The 24,676-nt window shown below is 72.0% G+C and carries 19 protein-coding genes; 1 reads left to right on the top strand and 18 read right to left on the bottom strand.

The genetic code is table 11. The features are described from left to right. From ACFWJ8_RS18940 to sigJ, 17 genes are all read right to left on the bottom strand, one after another. Entirely contained in the window at positions 1-1,371 is a 1,371-nt protein-coding gene (locus ACFWJ8_RS18940; protein WP_378814464.1) for an RsmB/NOP family class I SAM-dependent RNA methyltransferase, read from the bottom strand. After that, positions 1,368-2,288: a methionyl-tRNA formyltransferase gene (gene fmt, locus ACFWJ8_RS18945; protein ID WP_378814466.1), complete on the bottom strand. Its 921-nt coding sequence runs from the start codon at positions 2,286-2,288 to the stop codon at positions 1,368-1,370. The genes ACFWJ8_RS18940 and fmt overlap by 4 nt, the downstream gene beginning before the upstream one ends. 29 nt (positions 2,289-2,317) lie before the next feature. After that, entirely contained in the window at positions 2,318-4,339 is a 2,022-nt protein-coding gene (locus tag ACFWJ8_RS18950; RefSeq protein WP_378814503.1) for a primosomal protein N', read from the bottom strand. Positions 4,340-4,358: 19 nt separating this feature from the next. Beyond that, the gene (gene metK, locus ACFWJ8_RS18955) at positions 4,359-5,552 is read right to left on the bottom strand and encodes a methionine adenosyltransferase (protein ID WP_378814468.1); all 1,194 of its coding nucleotides are present in this window, start codon (positions 5,550-5,552) and stop codon (positions 4,359-4,361) included. A 122-nt stretch (positions 5,553-5,674) separates the two neighbouring features. After that, a complete protein-coding gene (gene rpoZ / locus ACFWJ8_RS18960) occupies positions 5,675-5,929 on the bottom strand; it encodes a DNA-directed RNA polymerase subunit omega (RefSeq protein ID WP_018170775.1) in 255 nt (84 codons plus the stop codon). Between the two features lie 92 nt (positions 5,930-6,021). After that, entirely contained in the window at positions 6,022-7,056 is a 1,035-nt protein-coding gene (locus ACFWJ8_RS18965) for a DUF4037 domain-containing protein (protein ID WP_378814470.1), read from the bottom strand. A gap of 9 nt (positions 7,057-7,065) precedes the next feature. Further along, positions 7,066-7,998: a guanylate kinase gene (gene gmk / locus ACFWJ8_RS18970; RefSeq protein ID WP_378814472.1), complete on the bottom strand. Its 933-nt coding sequence runs from the start codon at positions 7,996-7,998 to the stop codon at positions 7,066-7,068. A 169-nt stretch (positions 7,999-8,167) separates the two neighbouring features. Further along, positions 8,168-9,007, bottom strand: a complete 840-nt coding sequence (pyrF, locus tag ACFWJ8_RS18975; protein WP_378814474.1) for an orotidine-5'-phosphate decarboxylase — start codon at positions 9,005-9,007, stop codon at positions 8,168-8,170. Beyond that, positions 9,004-12,291 (bottom strand): carbamoyl-phosphate synthase large subunit, encoded by a 3,288-nt coding sequence (carB, locus tag ACFWJ8_RS18980; RefSeq protein ID WP_378814476.1) that lies wholly within the window; start codon positions 12,289-12,291, stop codon positions 9,004-9,006. Before carB ends, pyrF begins: the two co-directional genes overlap by 4 nt. Beyond that, on the bottom strand, positions 12,291-13,472 hold the full coding sequence (gene carA / locus ACFWJ8_RS18985) for a glutamine-hydrolyzing carbamoyl-phosphate synthase small subunit (protein WP_378814478.1): 1,182 nt from the start codon (positions 13,470-13,472) through the stop codon (positions 12,291-12,293). Before carA ends, carB begins: the two co-directional genes overlap by 1 nt. Continuing rightward, positions 13,469-13,978, bottom strand: coding sequence for a hypothetical protein (locus ACFWJ8_RS18990; protein WP_378814480.1), 510 nt, complete (start codon positions 13,976-13,978; stop codon positions 13,469-13,471). Before ACFWJ8_RS18990 ends, carA begins: the two co-directional genes overlap by 4 nt. Next, positions 13,975-15,285 carry a dihydroorotase gene (locus ACFWJ8_RS18995; RefSeq protein WP_378814482.1) on the bottom strand — a complete coding sequence of 437 codons (1,311 nt, stop codon included), beginning with the start codon at positions 15,283-15,285 and terminating at the stop codon, positions 13,975-13,977. The genes ACFWJ8_RS18990 and ACFWJ8_RS18995 overlap by 4 nt, the downstream gene beginning before the upstream one ends. Next, positions 15,282-16,274 carry an aspartate carbamoyltransferase catalytic subunit gene (locus ACFWJ8_RS19000; RefSeq protein WP_378814483.1) on the bottom strand — a complete coding sequence of 331 codons (993 nt, stop codon included), beginning with the start codon at positions 16,272-16,274 and terminating at the stop codon, positions 15,282-15,284. Before ACFWJ8_RS19000 ends, ACFWJ8_RS18995 begins: the two co-directional genes overlap by 4 nt. Before the next feature lie 8 nt (positions 16,275-16,282). Further along, a complete protein-coding gene (gene pyrR / locus ACFWJ8_RS19005; protein ID WP_378814485.1) occupies positions 16,283-16,816 on the bottom strand; it encodes a bifunctional pyr operon transcriptional regulator/uracil phosphoribosyltransferase PyrR in 534 nt (177 codons plus the stop codon). Between the two features lie 136 nt (positions 16,817-16,952). Next, positions 16,953-17,483: a DoxX family protein gene (locus tag ACFWJ8_RS19010; protein ID WP_378814487.1), complete on the bottom strand. Its 531-nt coding sequence runs from the start codon at positions 17,481-17,483 to the stop codon at positions 16,953-16,955. Positions 17,484-17,642: 159 nt separating this feature from the next. Then, entirely contained in the window at positions 17,643-19,217 is a 1,575-nt protein-coding gene (locus ACFWJ8_RS19015) for a Rieske 2Fe-2S domain-containing protein (protein WP_378814489.1), read from the bottom strand. A 104-nt stretch (positions 19,218-19,321) separates the two neighbouring features. After that, complete coding sequence (gene sigJ / locus ACFWJ8_RS19020) at positions 19,322-20,245, bottom strand: RNA polymerase sigma factor SigJ (RefSeq protein WP_378814491.1); 924 nt, start codon at positions 20,243-20,245, stop codon at positions 19,322-19,324. A 63-nt stretch (positions 20,246-20,308) separates the two neighbouring features. On the opposite strand from sigJ, the gene ACFWJ8_RS19025 reads away from it, so the two are divergent. Beyond that, a complete protein-coding gene (locus ACFWJ8_RS19025) occupies positions 20,309-21,247 on the top strand; it encodes an NAD-dependent epimerase/dehydratase family protein (protein ID WP_378814493.1) in 939 nt (312 codons plus the stop codon). Position 21,248: 1 nt separating this feature from the next. Here the strand turns inward: ACFWJ8_RS19025 and ACFWJ8_RS19030 are convergent, their stop codons facing one another. Continuing rightward, positions 21,249-24,524 carry an SNF2-related protein gene (locus tag ACFWJ8_RS19030; RefSeq protein WP_378814495.1) on the bottom strand — a complete coding sequence of 1,092 codons (3,276 nt, stop codon included), beginning with the start codon at positions 24,522-24,524 and terminating at the stop codon, positions 21,249-21,251. Positions 24,525-24,676 lie beyond the last annotated feature (152 nt).

Genomic DNA, 24,676 nt, shown 5'->3' on the forward strand with positions numbered 1-24,676 from the left:
TCAGATGCGGCGCAGCAGCGACACCGACATGCCGTCGGTGTTGTGGCGGTGAGGCCACAGCTGCGCGCGTCCGCTGCCGTCCGCCTGGGCGGGCAGCCCGGGATCGGCGTCGGACAGCGACGTGATGACGTCGCGCGCAGAGATCTCCTCGAGCGCCTCGCCCCACTCCCGCCGGATGTCGGCGACGACGGCGGACGTCTCGGCCAGGTGCGGCGAGCACGTGACGTAGGCGACCACACCGCCGGGCCGGAGTGCCCCGACAGCGGTCGTCAGCAGCTCGCGCTGCAGCGTCGTCAATGCGGGCACGTCGCCGGGCGACTTGCGCCACCGTGCTTCGGGGCGTCGGCGCAGGGCACCGAGACCCGTGCACGGCGCGTCGACGAGGATGCGGTCGTACGTCGCCGGGGCCGCCTCGGCGCGTGTGCGGCCGTCCTCCTCCGACACCGGGACGTCCAGTGGGACGCCCGCGAGCGCCTGGCGCACCAGACCGGCTCGAGCCGGCGAGATCTCATTGGCCTCGAGCCGTGCACCGTGTGCGAGCGCCTCCGCCGCGAGCACCGCCGTCTTGCCGCCCGGGCCCGCGCACAGGTCGAGCCAGCGCTCGCCCTCGGCGACCGGCAGGGCACGGGTGAGCGCGAGCGCCGCGAGCTGCGAGCCCTCGTCCTGCACCCGGATGCGTCCGTCGGAGCCGCGGACGGTCTGGTCGGGGTCTCCCCCGCCGAGCCGGAACCCGATGGGTGAGAACGGCGTGCGGCGCGCGTCGTCCGGCGCCTCGGCGAGGCCCGGGAGCGCCGCCATCGTCACGCGGGGCGATGCGTTGTCGGCGGTCAGCAGGGCTTCCAGCTCGTCGGCGCGCCCTTCGGCGGCCAGAGCGCGGCGGAATGCCCGCACCACCCAGACCGGGTGCGAGAACAGCAGCCCCAGCTGCTCGTCGTCTGAACGGGCGCTGGCGGCGACGTGCGTCATCCAGTCGCCCGGCGTGTCGCGCGAGACGCGCCGCAGCACGGCGTTGGCGAACCCGGCCGCGCCGCGTCCGCCCGCCGCGCGGGCGAGCTCGACCGACTCGTTGACCGCCGCGTGCGAGGCGACACGCGTCGACAGCAGCTGGTGCACGCCCAGGCGCAGTGCGTCGAGCACAGCGGGGTCGATGCTCGCGACGGGCCGGTCGGCGGCGATCGCGATGACGGCGTCGTACGTGCCCTGCCGGCGCAGCGTCCCATAAGTGAGCTCGGTCGTGAGCGCCGCATCCGCGGCTGAGAGGTCCGCCCGCGCGATCGCGGTCGGCAGCAGCAGGTTGGCGTAGGCGTCGGACTCGTGGACCGCCCGGAGCGTCTCGTACGCGATGCGTCGCGCGGCGACGGTGCGGCTCATGATCCCGCCACCGGGGTGTCGCGCAGTCCGCGCCACCAGTCCGCGGCGCGCATGGCGCCCTTGCCGGCGGGTTGCACCGTCTCCAGCACGATCGGCGTCGAGGCGGTGCCGACCACCACCTGCTTCGCGTGCAGTGCCAGCTCACCGGGCGCGAGCGCAGGCGCGTCGGCGGGAGCGGTCGTGACGGCGAGCACCTTCATGCGGGCGCCGTCGATCGTCGTGTGGGCTCCGGGCTCTGGGGTGACGCCGCGGATCCGGCCGAGGACCGCCGCGGCCGGCTCGTCCCAGCGGATCCGCCCGTCGTCGTCGCCCAGCTTCGCGGCATACGTCGGCTCGCCCTCCTGCGGGCGCGCGACCGCCGTGCCCGCGGCAATGCCCGCGACCACGTCGGTGAGCAGACGCGCCCCGTCCTCGGCGAGCGTGGCGAGCAGTTCGCCCGCCGTCGCGTCCGCCGGCGTGTCCAATGAGAGCTCGCCGAACACGTCGCCCGCGTCGAGCTCGGGGACGAGCTGGAAGACGCTCGCGCCGGTGGCGGCATCCCCCGCGATCAGCGCGTGCTGCACCGGAGCAGCACCGCGCCATCGGGGCAGAAGCGAGAAGTGCAGGTTGATCCAGCCGTGCGCAGGCGTCGAGAGCAGGGGCTCGCGCACGAGCCCGCCGTAGGCGACGATGACACCGAGATCGGGTTGCAGCCCCGCGATCTCCGCCGTCACGTCGGCGTCGAGCCGGTCGGCGCGGATCACGGGCAGACCGAGCTCCTCGGCCGCGGCGGCGACCGGTGAGGGCGTGAGCACGCGCTTTCGGCCCAGCGGCGCATCGCGTCGCGTGACGACCGTCACGATGTCGTGGTCGGATGCCGCGAGCAGCCGCAGCGACGGGACCGCCGGCGCGGGAGTGCCGGCGAAGACGAGGCGCATGAGGCTCCAGATCCGTGGCGTTCGAGAGTTCAGAGATCGAGGTCGGGCACGTCGACCCGCACCTTCAGTGTATTGGCGGCGCCCGCCGGGCGTCCCTTCGCCGGGCGACGGCCCTTCACGGCCTGACTCACCACCGAGGCGCGCAGGTTCTCGGCGACGCGGGCGCCCAGCCCGTACTCGAACCGCACGAGCGCGCGCACGGATTCGCCGTGCGCCAGCGGGCCGAGCACCGCCTCCCCGTCCAGTTCGGGGACCGCGCGCCGGAGCTCGGCAAGTGCGGCGTCCACCGACCGTCGCGGTCCGTCCACGGCGGCGACGCGCACGGTCGGGGGCATGCGCAGCGGTGCGCGATCGGCGAGCTCCGACCGTGCGTACGCCGCCTGCGTCCAGGTCGCCAGGGCACGGGCGACCTCGCCGCCGACGCCGACGAGATGAACCGGGGCGCCGGGAGCGGCCAGAGCGGCCGCGTTGGACCACCAGCGCAGGCACGACTCGCCGATGCGCAGATCGTCGGCCATCAGCATCTTGTCGCCGTCCAGGAGGATGACCGCCCGGTAGCCGCCGATCGCGAGCGGCTCGGCGCCCCGTGTGGCGACCACGAGCGCGGGCCGCTCATCGACGGAGACGACCGGGTGGTCGCCGTCGGCGACCACGACGCGGGTGCCCGGGAATGCGCGCCCGAGCTCGTCGGCGGTGCGCTCGCTGCCGGAGGACGCCATCCGCAGCATCGTCGACGAGCACTCCGGGCAGGACCACGCGTTCGCCGCGCGCCCGCACCACGTGCAGGCGGGGACGGCGCCGTGGCGTGCAGCGTGCAGCGGGCCGCCGCAGTGCGTACAGCGGGCAGGATGCCGGCAGCTCGCGCACACGAGCACGGGCGCGTACCCAGGCCGCGACACCTGCACCAGCACCGGTCCCTGGGTCAGCGCCTCCCGTGCGGCGGCGAACGCCGCCGACGGTACGCGCGCCGCCCGCGACTCCCCCTCCCGGTGCGCCGTGAGGACGACCCGCGGGGTGCGCCGACGCACAGCCGGCAGGTCGCGCACCCAGCCCACGCCGACCAGGCGCTCGACATCGCTCGTGCGCGTGTGTCCGGCGAACACGAGGGCGCCGCCGTCGAGCTCCTGGCGCAGCAGCGCGGCGTCACGCGCGTGCACGCCGGGGCTGAGCGGCTCGCCGAACAGCGGGTCGCCGTCGTCCCACAGCGCCACGAGCCCGAGGTCCGCGACGGGGGCGTACACCGCGGAGCGGTTGCCGATCACGACGCAGGGCGCCGCGGCCAGGGTGCGCAGGAACGCCGTGTACCGCGTCGGCCCGCTCTGCTTGGCGTCGTCGCGGACCAGGGCGTCGGCGGGGACCCACGCCTGCAGCGCCGCTTCGAGCTGGGCGCGGTCGCGATGGTCGGGCACAGCGACGATCGCGCTGCGCCCGTCGGCGAGCGTCCGCACCGCGGCGGCGGCCAGGAGGACCGCCCAAGCGCCCACGGGCGTCCCGTCGGGGAGCCGTGTCGGCTGCGGCGGCGCATCCACGGCGAGGCGGGCGCTCTGCGCGAGCTCGTCGGCAAGACCGGGATACTCGGCGAGCACCCCCTCGGCCCACGTGCGTGCCTCGGGCGGGAGCTCCGCTGGCGACGGCGGGCCTGCGGCCAGCCAGGCCTTCTCGGCCCGCACCATGCGCTTAGGGATCGCGAGCCGCAGGATGTCGCCCGCAGAGCCCGCGGCCCGATCGGCGGCGCGGCGCGCGAGTGCGTACAGGCGCGATGTCAGCACGGGCATCGGCGAGACGACGGCCTCCAGCTGTGAGAGCGGCCGGTCGGAGGCATCCGGCTCCCCCAGCTCGACGAGGAATCCGTCGATCACACGCCCTGCACTGCGCAGCGGGACGCGCACACGCACGCCCGGCACCGCCTCGCCGGCGAGCTCGTCCGGGATCTCGTAGTCGAACAGCCGGTCGAGCTGCGGCAGTGGCGAGTCCAGCAGCACGCGCGCGACACGCCGGCGACGGATCGGCGCCGGCGCGGCGGGCGTGTCGCCCTGCGCCTCGTCGGGCACCGCGGTCACGCGGTCCGCGTCAGAGACCGGCGGCCGCGCGCAGTGCGTCGGCGCGGTCGGTGCGCTCCCACGTGAAGTCGGGAAGCTCCCGGCCGAAGTGACCGTAGGCCGCCGTCTGGGCGTAGATCGGGCGGAGCAGGTCGAGCTGGTCGATGATCGCCTTGGGCCGCAGGTCGAACACGTCGAGGATGGCGCGCGTGATGACCTCGTCGGCCACCCGGCCCGTGCCGAAGGTCTCGACGTACAGCCCGACCGGGTTCGCCTTGCCGATCGCGTACGCGACCTGCACCTCGAGGCGGTCGGCGAGCCCCGCGGCGACGGCGTTCTTCGCGACCCAGCGCATCGCGTAGGCGGCCGACCGGTCGACCTTCGACGGGTCCTTGCCGCTGAAGGCGCCGCCGCCGTGACGGGAGGCGCCGCCGTAGGTGTCGATGATGATCTTGCGGCCGGTGAGGCCGGCGTCGCCCTTCGGGCCGCCGATGACGAAGGGGCCCGCAGGGTTGATGTAGAACTTCACGTCGGATGCGTCGAGCCCGGTCGATTCGAGCACGGGATCGATGACCTCGGCCCGCACGGCGGCGCGCAGCGCCTTCTGCGAGATGTCGGGGTGGTGCTGGGTCGACAGCACGACGGAGTCCACCGTCTTCGGCGTCTGGCCGTCGTAGCCGAGAGTCACCTGGGTCTTGCCGTCGGGACGCAGGAACGGCAGCTCGCCCGAGCGGCGCACCTCGGCGAGGCGCTCGGCCATGCGGTGCGCGGTCCACGCGGCCATCGGCATGAGCTGGGGCGTCTCGGTAGTCGCGTAGCCGAACATGATGCCCTGGTCGCCGGCGCCCTGCAGGTCGTGCGGGTCCTCGGAGCCGTCCTCGCGGCGTTCGAACGCCTTGTCGACGCCGGCGGCGATGTCGGACGACTGCGCGCCGATGGACACGCTGACGCCGCACGAGTCGCCGTCGAAGCCGGTCTCGCTCGAGGTGTAGCCGATGCGGTTGACCACGTCTCGCACGATCGCCGGGATCTCGACGTACGCGGAGGTCGACACCTCGCCCGCCACGTGGACGAGCCCTGTGGTGACGAGCGTCTCGACCGCGACGCGGCCGTCTGGGTCGGCCGTCAGGATCGCGTCGAGGATCGAGTCCGAGATCTGGTCGCAGATCTTGTCGGGGTGCCCCTCGGTGACGGATTCGGACGTGAACAGACGCAGGTCGGTCATCGGTACTCCAGTACTCGGGGCTCGGCTCGCCATGAGGGGATGGACGCGGCGGGGGCGGACACCAGTATGCCCCCGAGGACCGACATCGTCGTCCTCGGGGGCATCACCGGCGTCATACGGATCTACTCGGCGCGACGCAGGCGCAGCTTGTCCTCGTGGATCTCGTGCATCGCGATCGTCAGCGGCTTGTCCTCGACGGTCGAGTCGACGAGCGGGCCGACGTTGTCGAACAGGTTTCCCTCGTGCAGGTCGGAGTAGTAGTCGTTGATCTGACGCGCGCGCTTGGAGGCGAAGATCACGAGCTGGTACTTCGAGTCGACCTTCTCGAGCAGGCTGTCGATGGGGGGCTCGATGATGCCCTGGTTCGTTCCGGCCATGGGAACCTCCTGGTCTCGGGGATGTCTGTGGGCGCGCGCAAGCCGCGCGCGGACGCATCGGACCAGTCTACCCGGTCGGCGCCCTGGGCGCGTCACACCGCGGCGATCGCGCGGCGAGCGGTCGGATCCGTGAGAAGCGCGACGTCGGAGGACCGCTGTTCGATGCAGCCACGGGTCGGCGGCAGTGCGCGGACACCGGCATCCAGGATCTCCGCGCGCAGGCTCTCGACGATCTCGGCACGAGGATGCCGGAACGGGCGATCCCAGAACGCCTCGGTCGCCGGAGCCGGCGCCGGCAGGCCCGAGGCACGCTGCAGGTCCAGCAGCGCCTCGAGCGCGTCGCACAGCAGCTCTTGGCGCGATGTGCCGTCGGAGGCGCGCAGCGCGGCGTCGAGGGCGCCGACGAGCGGACCCGTGCCCGGCAGCCGCCGCAGCAGCGTGCCGCTCCACTTCGCGTACGGCATCCAGGCGCGGGCGATGACGAACGCGAGATGCACGACGGTGCCCGCGACCCGTCCGGCAATGATGCGCGAACCGAGGTCGTCGCCGACCTGCGCGGCGCGGCCGAGCAGAGGGAGCTCCTCGGCGATCTGCTGCCACCCGACGGCGATGACGTGACGACGCACGTCGTCCGGATACCGCCCCAGCGTCGTGCGGATCCGAGTCAGCTCACCCGTCTCGTCGGTGAACACCGGGCCGGCGACGATCTCCAGCACCGCCTGCCCGCTCACCGACAGCCAGTGCACCACCGACATCGGCTCGGCGGGGTCGAACCCCAGGCGTGCCATGGCGAATGCGCGCGGCGAGGCGACGTCGACGTGGTGACGGGCCGCGCCCTCCCCCGTGAACGGGAAGCGCGTCGGCAGCCCGAACGCGGCGTCGGGGAGGTCGGATGCCAGTGCCCGATCCACGTCGTCGACCATCGCCTCGTCGACGAACAGGCTCAGCCGGAGGCCCCAGTCGTGGTCTCGCGAGGTCGCGTCGTCGAGCCCGAGCACGTCGGACCCGGCGCCGAGGCGCCCCGCCGCGACCGGGAGTCCCGGCCACCGCGTCGCGATGAGCGGGCGGACCACCTCGGCGAAGTAGCGCGCAGCGAGCCCACGCCCGTCTGAGGGATCTTCGTGCACCGCCGCAGCCTAGCGGGTGAGGCGGGCGACCTCGGCGGCGGCGCGGGCCACGTCGTCGTTCACGACGCGGTAGTCGAACTCGCCCTGCGAAGCCAGCTCCGTCTTCGCCGTACGCAGGCGCCGTGCGCGTTCCGGGGCATCCTCCGTGCCGCGGCCGATCAGGCGCTGCACGAGCTCGTCCCAACTGGGCGGGAGCAGGAAGACCAGCGTCGCCGACGGATCGGCGTCGCGCACCTGGCGGGCGCCCTGCAGGTCGATCTCCAGCAGTACGGTGCGACCCTCGGCCAGCGCCTTCTCGATCGGGCCGCGCGGCGTGCCGTAGCGGTACGCGTTGTGCACCGTCGCGTGCTCGAGCAGCTCTCCGTCGGCGATCATGCGGTCGAACTCGGCGTCGTCGACGAAGAAGTAGTGCTCGCCGTCGACCTCGCCGGGTCGCGGCGCACGCGTCGTCGCCGACACCGACAGGAGGATCTCGGGGTGGTTGTCCTTGATGTAGGCGGCCACCGTGCCCTTGCCGACGGCGGTGGGGCCCGCCAGCACCACCAGCCGGCTCCGGCCGCCGCGCGGCTCGAGCTCCGGCCAGCGCGCGTCGAGGAAGGCGCGCAGCTCCTCGCGCTGGCGCGAGCCGAGCCCGCCCAGGCGCTTGACGGGCGAGATCTCGAGGTCGTGCAGGATGCGGTCGCGCTTGCCCTCGCCGATGGCGGGGATCGCGGTCAGGAACTCGGGGACGCGCATCGCGCCCGCGGGCGACGACGGGTCGGCCAGCGCACGCCGCAGGAGCTCCTGCGGCGTGATGACGCGCATCGCGACGTCCTTCTTGAGGGCGGCGCGTTCGCGTCGCGCGGCGACGGCGCGACGGGATGCCGCCACCCGGTCGACCTCGGGCGGCCTCGCGGGTGTCTGCGGCGAACCGCCGGTTTCGGGGGTGCGTGAATCGGGCATGTCAATCACCACGGTAGAGATGGGCGAGCTCAGAATGCGCGGCGCGAGCCGGTCGGGTCCGGCTGTTCTCGCTGCGGCTCTCCGAAGGTATCACCGCAGGGGCGGGGTCACCGAAACCACTCCGTGGCGTGGGAACTCTCCCTCGCGGCGGTCCTCCGGAGGACAGCGTTTACCCCGTCGTCGCGGCGTAGAGTGCCGCGCGCTCGGCGATACGCGACGCGATCCCGTCCGGGCCCGCCGAGAGGATGCTGCGACTCTCGGAGGCGATCACGGCGCCCGCGAGGGGGCCGAAACGCTCGGCCAGGTGCGTCGGCTCGGCGCCCTGGTGGCCGAACCCGGGACCGAGGATCGGCGCGACCGGCGAGAACGGCTGCAGGCCGGCATCCGTCCAGTCCACGGTGCCGCCGATCACGAAGCCGAGGCTCGCCCACTCCCCCTCCGTGGTGATGCGGGCGTTGCGCTCGGACACCTCGCGGATGATGTCTGCCGACACCGTGGGTCCAGCCGCGACCCGCGCCCGCTGCAGCGCGAGGCCCTCGGGGTTGCTCGTCGCGGCGAGGACGAACACGCCCTTGTCGTGGGCCTCCGCCAGGGCGAACGTCCCGTCGAGGGCGCCGACTCCCAGGTACGGGCTGACCGTCACCGCGTCGGCCTCCAGCGGCGAGCCGGGGGTCAGCCACGCCTCGGCGTACGCGTCCATGCTCGTGCCGATGTCGCCGCGCTTGGCGTCCGCGATCACGAGGAGCCCGGCATCGCGCGCCGCCGCGAGCACGTCCTCGAGCGCCGCGAACCCGGCGGAGCCGTAGCGCTCGAAGAACGACACCTGCGGCTTGACGACGCCGACGCGCCCCGCCGCGGCCTCGACCACGCGCAGCCCGAAGTCGCGGGCGGCGGCGGCGGAGGCATCCATCCCCCACTCGGCCAGCAGGTGCGCGTGCGGGTCGATGCCGACGCACAGCTGTCCGTACGACCCGAAGGCCGCACGGACACGCTGCCCGAACGAGGTCATGCGCGCGCCCGCCGGTCGGCGGCGTACTCCTGCAGACTCCTGACGTCGAAGCCCTCGCGCAGCACCGGAAGGGCGCTCACCGCTGCGCCGAGGACGGCCATCGTGGTGAACAGCGCCTTGTCGCCGGCCACCGCGGCGGCGCGGATCTCGTAGCCGTCGGCGCGCGCGGCGCCGCCGGAGGGCGTGTTCACGACGATGTCGATGTCTCCGGCGTTGATGAGGTCGACGATGTTGGTGCCGCCCGAATCCTGCGTCTCGGAGTACTTGCTCACGACCTGCACGTCGATGCCGTTGCGGGCGAGGATCTCGGCGGTGCCCTCGGTGGCGACGAGGTCGAAGCCCAGCTCCTGCAGGCGGTGCGCAGGCAGGATCACGGCGCGCTTGTCGCTGTCGGCGACCGAGATGAACACGGTGCCCGACTGGGGCATGCCGCCGTACGCGGCCTCCTGCGACTTCGCGAACGCGGTCGGGAAGTCGCGGTCGATGCCCATGACCTCGCCGGTCGAGCGCATCTCGGGACCGAGCACCGAGTCGACGGTCTGCCCCTCGCGGGTGCGGAACCGCTTGAACGGCAGCACGGCCTCCTTGACGGCGACCGGTGCGTCCAGCGGCACGCGGGAGCCGTCCTGCTCGGGCAGCAGCCCCTCGGCCTTCAGCTCGGCGATCGAGGCGCCCGCCATGATGCGCGCGGCGGCCTTCGCGAGCGGGATGCCGAGCGCCTTCGACACGAACGGCACCGTGCGGCTCGCGCGCGGGTTCGCCTCGATGACGTAGAGCACGCCCGCCGAGATCGCGAACTGGACGTTGAGGAGGCCTCGCACACCCACGCCCTCGGCGATGGCGTGCGTCGCCTCGCGGACGCGGTCGATGTCGGTGCGGCCGAGGCTCACCGGGGGCAGCGTGCACGACGAGTCGCCGGAGTGGATGCCGGCCTCTTCGAGGTGCTCCATGACACCGCCGATGTACAGCTCGTCACCGTCGAACAGCGCATCGACGTCGAGCTCGATCGCATCGTCGAGGAACCGGTCCACCAGCAGAGGCAGGCCGGGGCCGATGATCGCCTGATCGGCGACGCGCACGAAGTAGTCGCGCAGCGCCTCGGTCGAGTACACGATCTCCATGCCGCGGCCGCCGAGCACGAAGCTCGGGCGCACGAGAACCGGGTAGCCGATCTCCTCGGCCACCGCGACGGCGCCCTCGACGTCGATCGCGGTGCCGTTGCGCGGCGCCACCAGGCCCGCGTCGTCGAGCAGGCGCGAGAACAGCTCGCGCTCCTCGGCGAGGTCGATCGCGGCGGGCTTGGTGCCGAGGATCGTGTAGCCGGCCTCCTCGATGCCCTTCGCGAGCCCCAGCGGCGTCTGGCCGCCCAGCTGGCACACCACGCCGAGGATCGTGCCCGACTGGGACTCCGCGTGCAGCACCTCCAGGACGTCCTCGAGCGTCAGCGGCTCGAAGTACAGGCGGTCCGACGTGTCGTAGTCGGTCGACACGGTCTCGGGGTTGCAGTTGACCATGACGGTCTCGTACCCGGCGTCGGCGAGGGCGAACGACGCGTGCACGCACGAGTAGTCGAACTCGACGCCCTGGCCGATGCGGTTCGGGCCGGAGCCGATGATGACGACCTTGGTGCGCTCGGACGGCGTGACCTCGGTCTCGAAGTCGTAGCTGGAGTAGTGGTACGGCGTGAGCGCCGGGAACTCCCCCGCACACGTGTCGACCGTCTTGTACACAGGCCGCACGCCGAGGCCGTGGCGCACGCCGCGCACCTGCGCCTCGGTGTCGCCGCGGAGCTGCGCGATCTGAGCGTCGCTGAAGCCATGCTCCTTCGCGACGCGCAGGGTGGCGGCATCCAGTTCGCCCGCCTGGCGCACGAACTCGGCGACCTCGTTGATCAGCACGATCTGGTCGAGGAACCACGGGTCGATCTTGGTGGCATCGAACGCCTGCTCGACGGTCGCCCCCTTGCGGAGGGCCTGCTGCAGCACGACGATGCGACCGTCGGTCGGGGTCTTCGCGACCTCGAGCAGCTCCTCCACCGAGCGGGGCTCGTCGCCCCAGTGGAAGCTCGACCCGCGCTTCTCGAGCGAGCGCAGCGCCTTCTGCAGCGCGGTCGCGTAGTTGCGGCCGATCGCCATCGCCTCGCCCACCGACTTCATGGTGGTGGTCAGGGTCGTGTCGGCGGCGGGGAACTTCTCGAAGTTGAAGCGCGGCACCTTGACCACGACATAGTCGAGGGTCGGCTCGAAGCTCGCCGGCGTCGCCTGCGTGATGTCGTTCGGCACCTCGTCCAGGCGGTAGCCGATCGCGAGCTTGGCGGCGAGCTTCGCGATCGGGAAACCCGTCGCCTTCGACGCCAGCGCCGACGAGCGCGACACGCGCGGGTTCATCTCGATGACGATGATGCGGCCGGTCTGGGGGTCGACGGCGAACTGGATGTTGCAGCCGCCGGTGTCGACGCCCACGGCGCGGATGATGTCGATGCCGATGTCGCGCAGCTTCTGGTACTCGCGGTCGGTGAGCGTCAGCGCGGGCGCGACCGTGATCGAGTCGCCGGTGTGCACACCGACGGGGTCGACGTTCTCGATCGAGCAGACGACCACCGTGTTGTCGGCGGTGTCGCGCATGAGCTCGAGCTCGTACTCCTTCCAGCCGAGGATCGACTCCTCCAGGAGCACCTCGTTGGTCGGCGAGTCGTGCAGGCCGGCACCGCCGATGCGGCGCAGGTCCTCCTCGTCGTACGCGAAGCCCGAGCCGAGGCCGCCCATCGTGAACGACGGGCGCACGACCAGCGGGTAGCCGAGCTTCTCCGCGCCGGCGAGCAGCTCGTCCATCGTGTGGCAGATGACGGAGGCCGCGACGTCGGCGCCCGCGTCCAGCACGAGCTGCTTGAAGATCTGGCGGTCCTCGCCCTTGTTGATCGCCTCGAAGTCGGCACCGATGAGCTCGACGTCGTACTTCTCGAGGATGCCGTGCTTGTGCAGGTCGATCGCCGCGTTGAGCGCGGTCTGGCCGCCGAGCGTCGGCAGGATCGCGTCGGGCTTCTCCTTGGCGATGATCGTCTCGATCACGCGCCAGTTGATCGGCTCGATGTACGTCGCATCGGCGAAGTCGGGGTCGGTCATGATCGTGGCGGGGTTCGAGTTCACGAGGATGACGCGCACGCCCTCCTCGCGGAGCACGCGGCAGGCCTGCGTGCCCGAGTAGTCGAACTCGCACGCCTGACCGATGACGATCGGTCCGGATCCGATGACGAGGACGGAGTTGATGTCGTCGCGCTTGGGCATTACTTGCCGGCCTCCTGAGTCGGGTCCTGAGCGTGTCGAAGGGCGAGGTTCGCGACGACGAGGTCGCGGAAGCGGTCGAACAGGTAGTTGGCGTCGTGCGGACCGGCCGCCGCCTCGGGGTGGTACTGGACCGAGAAGGCGGGGATGTCGAGGGCGCGCAGGCCCTCGACCACCTGGTCGTTGAGGCCCACGTGGCTGACCTCGATGCGGCCGTAGCCGTTCGGGCTGTCGAACTCGCCGTCCAGCGGCGCGTCGACGGCGAAGCCGTGGTTGTGGGCGGTGATCTCGACGCGGCCGGTGGCCTTGTCGAGCACGGGCTGGTTGATGCCGCGGTGACCGAACGGCAGCTTGTACGTGCCGAGGCCGAGGGCGCGGCCGAGCAGCTGGTTGCCGAAGCAGATGCCGAAGAACGGCAGGCCGTCGTCGAGCACGCCGCGCAGCAGATCGACGTGGTCGCCCGAGGCGGCGGGGTCGCCGGGGCCGTTGGAGTAGAACACCGCCACCGGGTCGATCGCGCGGATCTCGTCGATCGTGACCGACTGGGGCAGCACGTGCACGTCGAAGCCGCGGGCGGCGAGGTTGTCGACGGTGGCCTGCTTGACGCCGAGGTCGAGCACCGCGAGGTTGCCGATGCGCTCCGCGGTGGCCGGGGTGACCTCGGCGGCGGCGACGGACACCTCGGCCGAGAGGTTCAGGCCGGCCATCTCGGGGGCCTCGCGCACCAGGCGCAGCTGCTCGTCGGCGTCGAGGGCCGCGGCATCGCCGGAGAAGATCCCGCCGCGCATGCTGCCGGCCGAGCGGATGTGCCGCGTGACGGCGCGCGTGTCGATGCCGCTGATGCCGATCACTCCGTCGTTGACGAGCGCGTCGTCGAGCGACTCGTCGGCGCGCCAGTTGGACACCACGCGGGAGGGGTCGCGCACGATGTAGCCCGACACCCAGATGCGTCGCGACTCGGGGTCCTCGGAGTTCATGCCGGTGTTGCCGATGTGGGGCGCCGTCTGCAGCACGATCTGGCCGGCGTACGAGGGGTCGGTGAGGGTCTCCTGGTAGCCGGTCATGCCGGTCGCGAAGACGACCTCGCCGAGCGTCGTGCCGAGGGCGCCGTAGGCGCGGCCGACGTGGCGGGTGCCGTCCTCGAGCACGAGGACGGCGGGTGCGGTCTGGAACAGGGAGGTCATGCGGAGGTTCCCGTCTGGGTCGGGGGAAGGATGCCGGCCACAGCGTCCGCGAGGGCGCGGGCCGAGGCATCCTGAGGACGAAGGTAGGAGTCGACGACCGTGCCGTCGTCGAGGCGCCAGGCGAGGCGCACGAGACCGTCGGGCTCGACGACGCGGTCGATCGCGACGGTTGACTGGCCGACGTCGGCGATGCGGTCCGCGGCGAGGAAGACCCGGGGCTGGCCGGTGAGGTCGAGCGCGACGCCGGCGTCGGTCACGGTGACATCCGACCGGGAGCGGAACCCGAGACCGGCGATCGCGAGCCGCTCGAGCGGGTCGCCGTGCCGCGTCGTGGCGACGTACAGCGCCGCGAACTCGCCGAGCTCGTGCGCGCCGCCGGGGATCTCGCCGACCGGCGCCGTGAACGCCGCGTCGCGCCGCGTTCGTCGCCACCACGCCCAGACGAGCGCGGCGAGCAGGCCGACCGCGACGGCGATCATGATCGCCAGCGCGCCCTCGCGGGTCATGCGCGCACCCCCGGGGTGTCCAGCAGAGCGCCGCCGGCGACCGTCACGATGCCCGCATGCAGCGTCCACCGCACGTCGCCGGGCAGCTCGCGACCGAGGTACGGCGAGTTCACGCTGCGTCCGCGCAGGTCGTCGGTGGTGAACGTGCGCCGCGGCGACGGGTCGTAGAAGGCGAGGGATGCCGGCTGCCCCTCGGTGAGCGGCGTCCCGTGTCCCGCCAGCCGGCCGATGCGGGCGGGCTCGCGCGACATGATGCGCGCGACGTCGCCCCACGTGATGAGACCGGTGTCGACCATGGCCTGCTGCACGACGCGCAGGGCGCTCTCGAGCCCGACCATGCCGTTGGCGGCGGCATGCCACTCGCACGCCTTCGCCTCGGCCGGGTGCGGGGCGTGGTCGGTCGCGACGATGTCGATGGTGCCGTCGGCGAGGCCCTCGCGCACGGCGAGCACGTCCTCTTCGCGCCGCAGTGGCGGGTTGACCTTGAACCGCGCGTCGTAGTCGCGCACGAGCTCGTCGGTCAGGAGCAGATGGTGCGGCGTGACCTCGGCGGTGACGTTGACGCCCCGCTTCTTGGCCCACCGGATGATGTCCACCGAGCCGGCGGTCGACAGGTGGCACACGTGCAGGCGCGAGCCGACATGCTCGGCCAGCAGGACGTCGCGCGCGATGATCGACTCCTCGGCGACGGCGGGCCAGCCGGCCAGGCCGAGCTCGGCAGACACGGCGCCCTCGTTCATCTGGGCGCCTTCGGTCAGGCGGGGGTCCTGCGCGTGCTGGGCGATGACACCGTCGAACGCCTTCACGTACTCCAGCGCGCGGCGCATGATCAGCGGGTCCCACACGCAGAAGCCGTCGTCGCTGAAGACCCGCACACGAGCGCGCGAATCGGCCATCGCGCCGAGCTCGGCGAGGCGCTCGCCCTTCTGCCCGACCGTGACGGCGCCGATCGGCTGCACCGTGACGAAGCCGGCGGCCTCGCCGAGGGCGAGCTCCTGCTCGACGACCCCGGCGGTGTCGGCGACGGGCGACGTGTTGGGCATCGCGAACACGGCGCTGTAGCCGCCGGCCGCGGCTGCCCGGGATCCGGTGAGGATCGTCTCGGATGCCTCGTACCCGGGCTCCCGCAGGTGCGTGTGCAGATCGACCAGGCCCGGAAGCAGCACGAGGCCGTCGGCGTCCACGACCGTGGCGCCGGCGCGGCTGAGGCCCGGGCCGATCTCGGCGATGACGCCGTCGTCGACGATCACATCGGCGGCGGCGGTGCCCTCGAGCAGGGCGCCGCGGAAGAGAAGGGTCTCGCTCATCGGGTGGTCTCCTTCGCAGGGGTGGGCGCCGGGCCGTCGGTCGAAAGGTCGTCCGCACCCGCCAGCAGCAGGTAGAGCGCCGCCATGCGCACCGAGACGCCGTTGGTCACCTGTTCGAGCACGGTCGAGCGCGGTGAATCCGCGGCTTCTGCGGAGATCTCCAGGCCCCGGTTCATCGGACCGGGGTGCATGACAATGCTATCGGCACCCAGCGCGCGCAGTCGCAGGGGGTCGAGACCCCAGCGGCGGGAATACTCCCGTTCAGTCGGGAAATACGCGGCGTTCATGCGCTCCAGCTGGATGCGCAGCATCATGAGGGCGTCGGGGCCGGCGGCGATCGCCTCGTCGAGGTCGTACAGCACCCTCACGGGCCAGCCCGACACGTCCTGCGGCACCAGTGTCGGCGGCGCGACGAGCGTGACCTCCGCGCCGAGGGCATGGAGCAGCCACACGTTCGAGCGCGCGACGCGCGAGTGCAGGATGTCGCCGACGATCGTGACCTTGACGCCCGCGAGGTCGCGGCCGCGGCTGTCGGCGCCGAAGCGGCGCTTGCGGATCGTGAAGGCGTCCAGCAGGGCCTGCGTCGGGTGCTCGTGCGTGCCGTCGCCCGCGTTGACGACGCCCGCGCTGATCCAGCCGCTCGTCGCCAGGGTGCGCGGCGCCCCGGACGCCCCGTGGCGGATGACGACGGCATCCGCCCCCATCGCCTGCAGCGTCTGGGCGGTGTCCTGGAGGGACTCGCCCTTCGAGACGCTCGACCCCTTCGCCGAGAAGTTGATGACGTCCGCCGACAGCCGCTTGGCGGCCGCCTCGAACGAGATGCGCGTGCGCGTCGAGTCTTCGAAGAAGAGGTTGACGACGGTCTTGCCGCGCAGCGTCGGGAGCTTCTTGATCTCGCGCTGCTGCGTGTCGGCCATGTCTTCGGCGACGTCGAGGATGCGCAGCGCATCTTCGCGCGCGAGCGTCTGGGTGTCGAGGAGGTGCCTCATCGTCCGGGTCACCGCCCCTCGATCGTGACGGAGTCGCTGCCGTCGTTCTCGTTCAGGCGCACGTTCACACGCTCTTCGCGCGAGCTGGGCAGGTTCTTGCCGACGAAGTCCGGCCGGATCGGCAGCTCGCGGTGACCGCGGTCGACGAGCGTCGCCAGGCGCACCGCTGCGGGCCGCCCGATGTCCTGGAGGGCGTCGAGCGCGGCACGGATGCTGCGTCCCGAGAAGAGGACGTCGTCGACCAGAACGACGACCTTGCCGTCGATGCCGCCGTCGGGGATGTGCGTGCGCTGCGGCGCCCGCGTCGGGTTGCGGTGCAGGTCGTCGCGGTACATCGTGACGTCGAGGGCGCCGATCGGCACCGGGGTACCGCCGAACTGCTCGACGAGCGCGCCGATGCGGTTCGCGAGCGTGACGCCGCGAGTGGGGATGCCGAGGAGGACCAGGCCATCGGGTCCCTTGTTGGACTCGAGGATCTCGTGCGAGATCCGAGTCAGGGCCCGGGCGATGTCGGCCTCATGCAGCACGATGCGCGTGCTCATCCGCCGCTCCCTTCTCCGCCTCACAGGACGGGGTTAAAGGTTGCTGTGATCGCAGACCAGTCTACGCCACGGGGCCGGTCTCAGAACACGGAGCCGGGGCGGATCGTGACGATCCGCCCCGGCTCCGACGCCCGGTTCAGCTCTGGCGCGGTGCCGAGCGGAGTGCGCGGGATGCCACGACCAGTGCCGCGGCGACCAGGACGACGTCCTTCAGGATGTACTGGGCGGTCAGCGTCGGACCGGGAACGAACAGGTCGCCGGTGAAGAACACCAGGGGCGACAGGATCCCGACGAACGTCACGGCGAGGAGGGCGAGCGCGAACCGCTGGAAGACCCCGGCCGCGAGCAGCACGCCCACGAGCGTCTCCATCGCCGCGGTGATGGCCAGCGCGGGGTACCCGGTGATCACGCCGAACGACAGCGCGTCCCAGGTGCGGGCGACGAGCGCCTCGATCGGGCTCAGCCCGGGGAAGAACTTCAGCACGCCGAACACCAGGAACACGAGGCCGAGGGCGACGCGCAGCGCGGGGATGCTCCATCGCTCGAGGAAGACCTTGACCGCGGACTCGGCGCGGGCTTCGAGTGCGAGGGCGGCGCGCAGCGGGCTGGCGCGGTGGACGGGCGGCGTGACGACGCCGCGGGCGCCGTGGACGGGAACGGTGGTCATGACGGGCTCCTTCGAATTCCGATCGCCCGTCTGGCGGGCACGGTGATCAGGATCCGCTGCCGGGCACGGTGATACTCCCCCGTCCACATTCGGCGCCGTTGAACAACGAAACGCCCGCCGAAGCGGGCGTCTCGTTGTATAAGTTCTACAAGGCGGGCATCACGCCGCCGGAACGGTGGCTTCGCTCTCCTGCGCCTGCTCGACCTGCGACGCACGGATCGGGTGCCCCTGGCTCGTGAGGCAGCGGCCTGACGCGAGGTCCCACTTCCAGTCGTGCAGCGAGCAGGTGAGGACGCCGTCCTCGATCTTGCCGGTCTTGGTGAGGTCGGCGCGCAGGTGCGGGCACCGGCGCTGTACGGTCCAGTCGCCCAGCTGGGCGTCCTCCGTCTGGTCCGTCTGCTCCGAGTACCAGTTCTCGACGTACTCGATGCGGTCGCGCGAAAGGCACTTGAGGAACGTGGTGAGGAACTCGTTGAACTTGCCGCTGCGGCCGACCTCGAACTGCATCGACAGGAAGATCGAGTTGGACCAGTCGATCTCGTGGTCGCGGATGTTCGTCGAGACGAGGTCCGCGGGGATCGTGTACCAGTAGATGCACTCCTCCCCGTCGTACTCGCGCACCTTGGCCTTCGGGAAGTCGACGACCATGTCGAGGTCGCCGATGCGGAACCGCACGTTGCCGCCGACGCCGTTGCGGATCGTGCGGGCACGGCGCAGCAGCGGCTCCCACCACTCGCGGATCGCGGCCAGCATCTCCTCCGGCGGCAGCACGGGGGCACGGGATGCCTCCTCCGCGCGGATCTCGTCCTGGCGGCTGTCGCGCTGCTCGGCCAGGTACGACCACTTGTCGTCGAAGACGCGGTCGATCTCGGCATCCGTGTACAGCGTCTGCGTGATGGAGACCTCGCTGCCGACGACGTCGACGACCGTGCCCGGAAGGAACTCGTAGCCCTTCTGATCGGGTCGCTGCTCGCGCATGTGGGCGAGGAACTCGCGCTGGTCGGTGAAGATCGCGTCGCCCTCGAGGCCCTGCCCGTTGTAGCGGAACAGCTCCTCGCGCAGGAACATCGGCGGACCGGCCATCGGGAAGACGTGCTCGGCGTCGACCTTCTCGATGTAGTACAGGGCGCGCTTGTTCTGCGCGTCGCGCTTGAGCTTCGCGAAGTTCTGCTTGGCGTCCTGGGGCAGGTCGTAGACCATCGGCCACCAGATGGCGCCCGACACCTGCGTGAAGTACGCGTCAGGCTTCGAGAACGACATGAGCCTCTCGAGGTCGAGCGGGTGAGAGTCGTTCTGGTTCAGAATGCTGGCGGTGCCGTCGTCGACGCTCAGCGACGAGTCGCCGATCGGGCCGTCGCTGGGCGCGCGCAACGGCGTCACCATGAGCTTGAGGGGGCCGAACTCCAGCGGCACGCCGGCCTGCGTGTAGATGATGTTGTCGTAGCCGAGCTTGCGGAGGTCCTGCTCGAGGTCGTCCGTCGGGTACTCGGGCAGCAGCACCTTGATGTCCTTCGGCACCACACGCTCCATGAGCGCAGGGTCGAAGTGGTCGCGGTGCCGGTGCGAGACGTACAGGAAGTCGGCCTTGCCGAACCTCTCCCAGTCGAGGGCCCGGTTGTCGGGGAACGGGAACCAGGATCCGAAGAAGGTCGGACCGATCACCGGGTCGCAGAGGATGCTGCCGCCCGCCGTCTCGATGAACATTCCGGCGTGGCCGAGGCCCGTGACGCGCATGCGAGGCCCTCCCCTTTCGATCGGTGGAACCCGTCGATTCTAGGCGAGACCCCGCACGGAGCCGGATCGACCGGCCGTGCAAAACCCCTCTGCACGGTGTGCGATCAGCCGGCCGGACGCCCCCGGTCGTCGCGCAGCAGCGCGAACAGATCCCCCACCGGGGCCAGATGCTGGAGCTTGTCGGGGTTCAGCTGGTTGGCGATCGCGCGGATCGCCCCGTCCTCGAGGTGCAATGTCAGAACCGACAGCGTGGCACCGTCGGCGCTCCGGAACCGGACCGACGGCTCGGCGTTGGCCAGCGTGGGCTCGAGAGTGACGCCGAGCACCGCGCCGCGGCGCATCAGCCCGACGAGGAACCGCGCGACGGCCAGGTCGCCCGTCATCGGCTTCTGGATCGCCGGCGCCTTGCCGCCGCCGTCGGCGGTGAAGACGACGTCGTCCGAGAGCACGCCCATGACGCCGTCGACGTCGCCGTCGCGGAGCGCGTCGAGGAACGTGGCGACGAGGCGTGCGGCATCCGCGTCGTCCGCGCCGTAGCGGGGCGCCGCGGTCGTCACGCGCTGCCGCGCGCGATGCAGGATCTGGCGGCACGCGGCCTGGTCGCGCTCGACGATCTGCGCGATCTCGGCGTAATCGAGACCCAGCGCCTCGCGCAGCACGAAAACCGCCCGCTCGACCGGGCCGAGGCGCTCCAGCATCGTGAGCACCGCTACCGACACGGTCTCGTCCTGCTCGATGCGGTGCGCCGGGTCTTCGTCGTCGACCAGCAGAGGCTCGGGGAGCCACGGTCCGACATACAGTTCCCGTGACCGGTGCGCCGAGCGCAGTGCATCGATCGACAGGCGCGTCGCCACGGTCGAGGCGAACGCGTCCGGACGCTCGATGGGCTCGCCGGCGCGTGTGCGCTCGTGCAGACGCAGCATGCCGGCCTGCACGACGTCCTCCGCATCGGCGACGCTGCCGAGCATGCGATAGGCGATCGAGAACATCAGCGGGCGCAGCGTCGGAGCTTCGACGGCGAGATCCATGCCCCGAGCCTGTCACAACGCATGGGGGTCCTCCGTCGTAGGGGGTGAAGGGAGGAAGAACCCATGAAGATCTTCATCGCAGGAGGAACCGGCGCCGTCGGCTCCCGCCTCATCCCCCAGCTCGTGGCCGCCGGCCACGAGGTCACCGGCACCTCGCGGGGCGTGGCGGGCGCCGGGCGCATCGACGCCGTCGGCGCACACGGTGTGGTCATGGACGGCCGGGATGCGGCATCCATCCGCCGCGCCGTGCTCGACGCGCAGCCCGATGTCGTCGTCCACCAGCTGACCTCGCTGGCCGAGGGCTTCGACTTCAAGAGGTTCGACGAGGTGTTCGCCGTCACCGACGAACTGCGCACGCACGCGACCGACGCCCTGATCAGCGCGGCCCAGGAGGTGGGCACCGGCCGCGTCATCGTCCAGAGCTATACGGGGTGGACCAACGAGCGCACGGGCGGCCCTGTCAAGACCGAGGCCGACCCGCTCGACCCGCACCCGGTGCCGACCTCGGCGAAGTCGCTCGCCGCGATCGCGCACGCCGAGAGGGCAGCGGTGGATGCCGGCGGCCTGGCGCTGCGGTACGGCAGCTTCTACGGGTCCGGGCAGTCGCTCGGGGAGGGTGGCGAGATGCTCGAAGCCGTGCGTCGGCGTCAGGTGCCGATCGTCGGGCGCGGCACCGGGGTGTGGTCGTTCTGTCACATCGACGACGCGGTGTCGGCCACGATCGCCGCCGTCACGCGTGGCGCCGCCGGCGTGTACAACGTCGTCGACGACGAACCCGCGCCCGTGTCGACGTGGCTGCCGGAGCTCGCTCAGGCCGTCGGCGCCAAGAAGCCCCTGCGCGTACCGGCGTGGATCGCGCGGAGCGTCCTGGGCGAGTTCGGGGTCGCCTGGATGACGACCGCGCGCGGCTCGTCGAACGCCAAGGCGAAGGCGGATCTCGACTGGGCGCCGCGGTTCGCGAGCTGGCGTGAGGGGTTCCGCACGGGACTGGGCGTCCGGTGAGTCACCCGTCGAACAGGCCGCGGATGTCGTCGGCGGTGAGGGCGCGGCCGAACAGGGCGTCGTCGTCCATGACGGCGCGGAACAGGCGCGCCTTGCGCTGCTGCAGCGCCATCACCTTCTCCTCGATCGTGCCGTTGGCGATGAGGCGGTAGACCATGACGCTGCGCTCCTGGCCGATGCGGTGCGCCCGATCGACGGCCTGCGCCTCGGCAGCGGGGTTCCACCACGGATCGAGCAGGAACACGTAGTCGGCCTCCGTGAGGGTGAGGCCGAAGCCGCCGGCCTTCAGGCTGATCAGGAAGACGGGGGCCTCACCGTCGCGGAACGCCGCGATAGAGGCATCCCGGTCGCGCGTCGAGCCGTCGAGGTACGCGTAGGGGATGCCGCGCGCCTCCAGCTCGGCGGCGGCGAGCCCGAGGAAGGACGTGAACTGGCTGAACACGAGGGCCCGGTGGCCCTCGGCGAGCACCTCGTCGAGCTGCTCGAACATCGCGCCCAGCTTGCTGGGGGCGATGTTCGCGTGCGCGGAGTCGACGAGCTCGGGCGCGAGCGCGAGCATGCGCAGCAGCGTCAGCGACCGGAACACGATGAAGCGGTTGCGATCGAGGTCGTCGAGGAGACCGAGGACCTTCTGCCGCTCGCGCTGCAGCACGGTGTCGTACAGCGCGCGGTGCGCGGCACCGAGCTCGATGCGCACCTCCTGCTCCTGCTTGGGCGGCAGATCGGCGGCGACGAGCTCCTTGGTGCGCCGCAGCACGAGCGGGCGGATGCGGCGGCGCAGCCGGGCGAGGCGCCCCGCGCGGTACTCGCCGCCCTCCTGATTCTCGGGCACCTTGCCCTTCTCGATCGGGCCCACGTACTCCTCGCGGAAGCGGCGCGACGACGCGAACAGGCCCGGCGCGGTGAGCGACAGCAGCGCCCACAGCTCGGTCAGGCTGTTCTCCATCGGCGTGCCGGTGATCGCGAACACGACCTCCGCGCGCAGGTCCCGCGCGGCGCGGTAGACCTTGGTCTGGCTGTTCTTCACGAACTGCGCCTCGTCGAGGATGAGGCCCGCCCACTCCACGGCGCCGAACTCGGGCTCGTCGAGGCGCAGCAGCGTGTACGACGTGACGATGACGTCCGCGGATGCCGCTGCCTGCGCGACGGTCATCCCGCGCTTCGCGCGCGTGGCGTCGACGACCTCGACGTGCAGTCCAGGGGTGAAGCGTGCGGCCTCGCTGCGCCACGTCGAGAGCACCGACGTGGGCGCGACGACGAGGAACGGCCTCGCCTCGCCGTGCTCGCGCGCATGGGCGATGAGAGCCAGCAGCTGGAGCGTCTTGCCGAGACCCATGTCGTCGGCCAGGATCCCGCCCAGCCGGTGCTGCCAGAGGAACGCGAGCCAGTCGAACCCGGCGCGCTGGTAGGGCCGCAGCTCGGCGTCGAGCCCCGTGGGCAGCGGTGCCGACGGCACCGAGTCCACGTCCCGCAGCGCCTCGACCGTCGTACGCCACGTCACCGCCGGCAGCGCCTCGTCGGCCAGGTCCTCGAAGTCGGCCCAGAGCGCGGTCTGATACCGGCTGAGGCGCGGGCCGGTCTCCCACTCGTCGAGGTCGCCCGCCTCGTCGATCAGGTCGCGCAGCCGTTGCAGCGACGGGTGCGACAGCGAGAAGTAGGCACCGTCGCTCAGCAGGATCTTCTTGCGCCCGCGCGAGAGCGCCGTGAAAAGCGTGCCGAACGGGATCGTGCGGCCGTCGATCGACACCACCACGCCGAGGTCGAACCAGTCGGCGTCGGTCGTCTCGACCGTGCTGATCTCGATCCGCGGGTCGCCGGCCAGTTCGCGGTATCGCGGCCGCTCCCCCGACAGTTCCACGTCGACGTCGGGGTCGGCCTCGAGCTGCGGCAGCAGCACCGCTGAGAACTCTGCCGCCTCCAAGCCGGCCAGGGTGCCGGCCGAGGCGAAGTCCACGGGCGACGCGTCCTGCCACACCGCCTCGACACGCCCGCGGATCGCGAGCTCGGCGGCGGCGTCGCGGTCCTCACCGCCGGCACCGTCGAGTCCGAGCAGCGGACCGGCGCCGTAGCGCCATGCCACGGTGAACACGATGCGGTGCCCCTCGTCGAAGCGCGCCGTCACGACGAGGTGCGGCCGCGGCGGCGGCGGGAGCTCGATGCCGGGTGCGGCGACCTCGACGCGCCGGGCGATGCGGGGCAGGTGCTCGCTCACGAACTCCGCGGCGTCGTCGGCCGGCACCGTGACGACCTCGCGCGCCGCCAGCAGCGCCGGCACGGGGTCCGGCAGTTCGACCTCCGCGAGCACGAGGTCGATCCGGTCGTGCTCGACGAGGAAGCGGTAGAGGCCCGTGCGGCCGACGGGGCGCAGGGTGGCGGCATCCATCCGCTCGCCGTCGACGACGACGAGCGGCGCGACCTCGAAGCCCCCGCCGGCACGCCGCGCCTCGACCGAGACCGACGCGTGGCCTGCCAGAGCGACGGTCGTCCCGCGCCGCGTCGGGACGATCGGGATGCCGTGCTCCGAGGCGGCCGCGAGGTGCGGCCACAGCAGGCTCGACTCGATGTCGTCCAGCGTCAGCCATTCCGAGACGTCCGAGAACGCCCCGAACGACCGCACGTCGCGACCGATGCTGTGCAGCTCGGCGAACCAGCGCGCCTGCGCGGGCTCGTACGCCGTCGTGGGGCGTCGCAGCGCATCCCACGACACGCCGCCCTTGACCCACGCGGCCGAACGGCCCGAGCGCTGCAACGGCCGCAGCCCGATCAGCACGTCGGCGCCGAACTGGTGCAGTCCGCGCGGCGTGGCCGTCTCGATGCGGGCAGGCGCCCACGTCGACGTGCCGCGGCGCACGCGCTGACGCAGCTCGACGCCCAGTGCGAGCGGCGTGCGGTCGGCGGCGGGTGCCGTGCCGGTCGCGAAGACGGTGCGCCACGTGGCGTCCGACGGTGCAACGGGCGTCGCCCGGGCCAGTTCGTTCGCCTGCAGCAGCACCGCGACGGTGTGCTTGCAGTCGAACTGCACGGGGCACGTGCACGAGGTCGCGGCGATCGGCCGGTCGGTCCGCTGCGCGTCCAACCGGATGCGGCAGCGATACGCCCGCAGGCCGCTGCCGGTGACACTCGCTTCGAGTACCGAGGTCGCCGGGTCCCACGTGACCTGCTGGACGGCGCCGTCGGCGAAGTACGCGACGCCGCGCTCGTACGTCCCGCTGTCGGTGAACCGCCGGATGTGCGCCGGATCGATGAACGGCGGCGACACGGAGTTCGGCGGGATCACAGCATCCATCCTGCCGTGGGGCGCGGGCCCGCGGGCGCCGGCCGGGGGCGGCGGTCGCGCCGGCGATGTTGGGGGGGACGGCGGGGGCGGATGGGCCCCAGTCGACGGTGGGGAAAGGCTTGGGGGGGGCGTCGGGCACGGGGGAGGCGCCG

It is taken from the genome of Microbacterium sp. NPDC058389, assembly GCF_042722305.1.
In the GTDB taxonomy this organism is placed as follows: domain Bacteria; phylum Actinomycetota; class Actinomycetes; order Actinomycetales; family Microbacteriaceae; genus Microbacterium.

Coding starts and splice junctions, on each gene's coding strand:
- ACFWJ8_RS18940 (WP_378814464.1), bottom strand. CDS start 1,371: ATGAGCCGCACCGTCGCCGCGCGACGCATCGCGTACGAGACGCTCCGG.
- fmt (WP_378814466.1), bottom strand. CDS start 2,288: ATGCGCCTCGTCTTCGCCGGCACTCCCGCGCCGGCGGTCCCGTCGCTG.
- metK (WP_378814468.1), bottom strand. CDS start 5,552: ATGACCGACCTGCGTCTGTTCACGTCCGAATCCGTCACCGAGGGGCAC.
- rpoZ (WP_018170775.1), bottom strand. CDS start 5,929: ATGGCCGGAACGAACCAGGGCATCATCGAGCCCCCCATCGACAGCCTG.
- gmk (WP_378814472.1), bottom strand. CDS start 7,998: ATGCCCGATTCACGCACCCCCGAAACCGGCGGTTCGCCGCAGACACCC.
- pyrF (WP_378814474.1), bottom strand. CDS start 9,007: ATGACCTCGTTCGGGCAGCGTGTCCGTGCGGCCTTCGGGTCGTACGGA.
- carB (WP_378814476.1), bottom strand. CDS start 12,291: ATGCCCAAGCGCGACGACATCAACTCCGTCCTCGTCATCGGATCCGGA.
- carA (WP_378814478.1), bottom strand. CDS start 13,472: ATGACCTCCCTGTTCCAGACCGCACCCGCCGTCCTCGTGCTCGAGGAC.
- ACFWJ8_RS18990 (WP_378814480.1), bottom strand. CDS start 13,978: ATGACCCGCGAGGGCGCGCTGGCGATCATGATCGCCGTCGCGGTCGGC.
- ACFWJ8_RS18995 (WP_378814482.1), bottom strand. CDS start 15,285: ATGAGCGAGACCCTTCTCTTCCGCGGCGCCCTGCTCGAGGGCACCGCC.
- ACFWJ8_RS19000 (WP_378814483.1), bottom strand. CDS start 16,274: ATGAGGCACCTCCTCGACACCCAGACGCTCGCGCGCGAAGATGCGCTG.
- pyrR (WP_378814485.1), bottom strand. CDS start 16,816: ATGAGCACGCGCATCGTGCTGCATGAGGCCGACATCGCCCGGGCCCTG.
- ACFWJ8_RS19010 (WP_378814487.1), bottom strand. CDS start 17,483: ATGACCACCGTTCCCGTCCACGGCGCCCGCGGCGTCGTCACGCCGCCC.
- ACFWJ8_RS19015 (WP_378814489.1), bottom strand. CDS start 19,217: ATGCGCGTCACGGGCCTCGGCCACGCCGGAATGTTCATCGAGACGGCG.
- sigJ (WP_378814491.1), bottom strand. CDS start 20,245: ATGGATCTCGCCGTCGAAGCTCCGACGCTGCGCCCGCTGATGTTCTCG.
- ACFWJ8_RS19025 (WP_378814493.1), top strand. CDS start 20,309: ATGAAGATCTTCATCGCAGGAGGAACCGGCGCCGTCGGCTCCCGCCTC.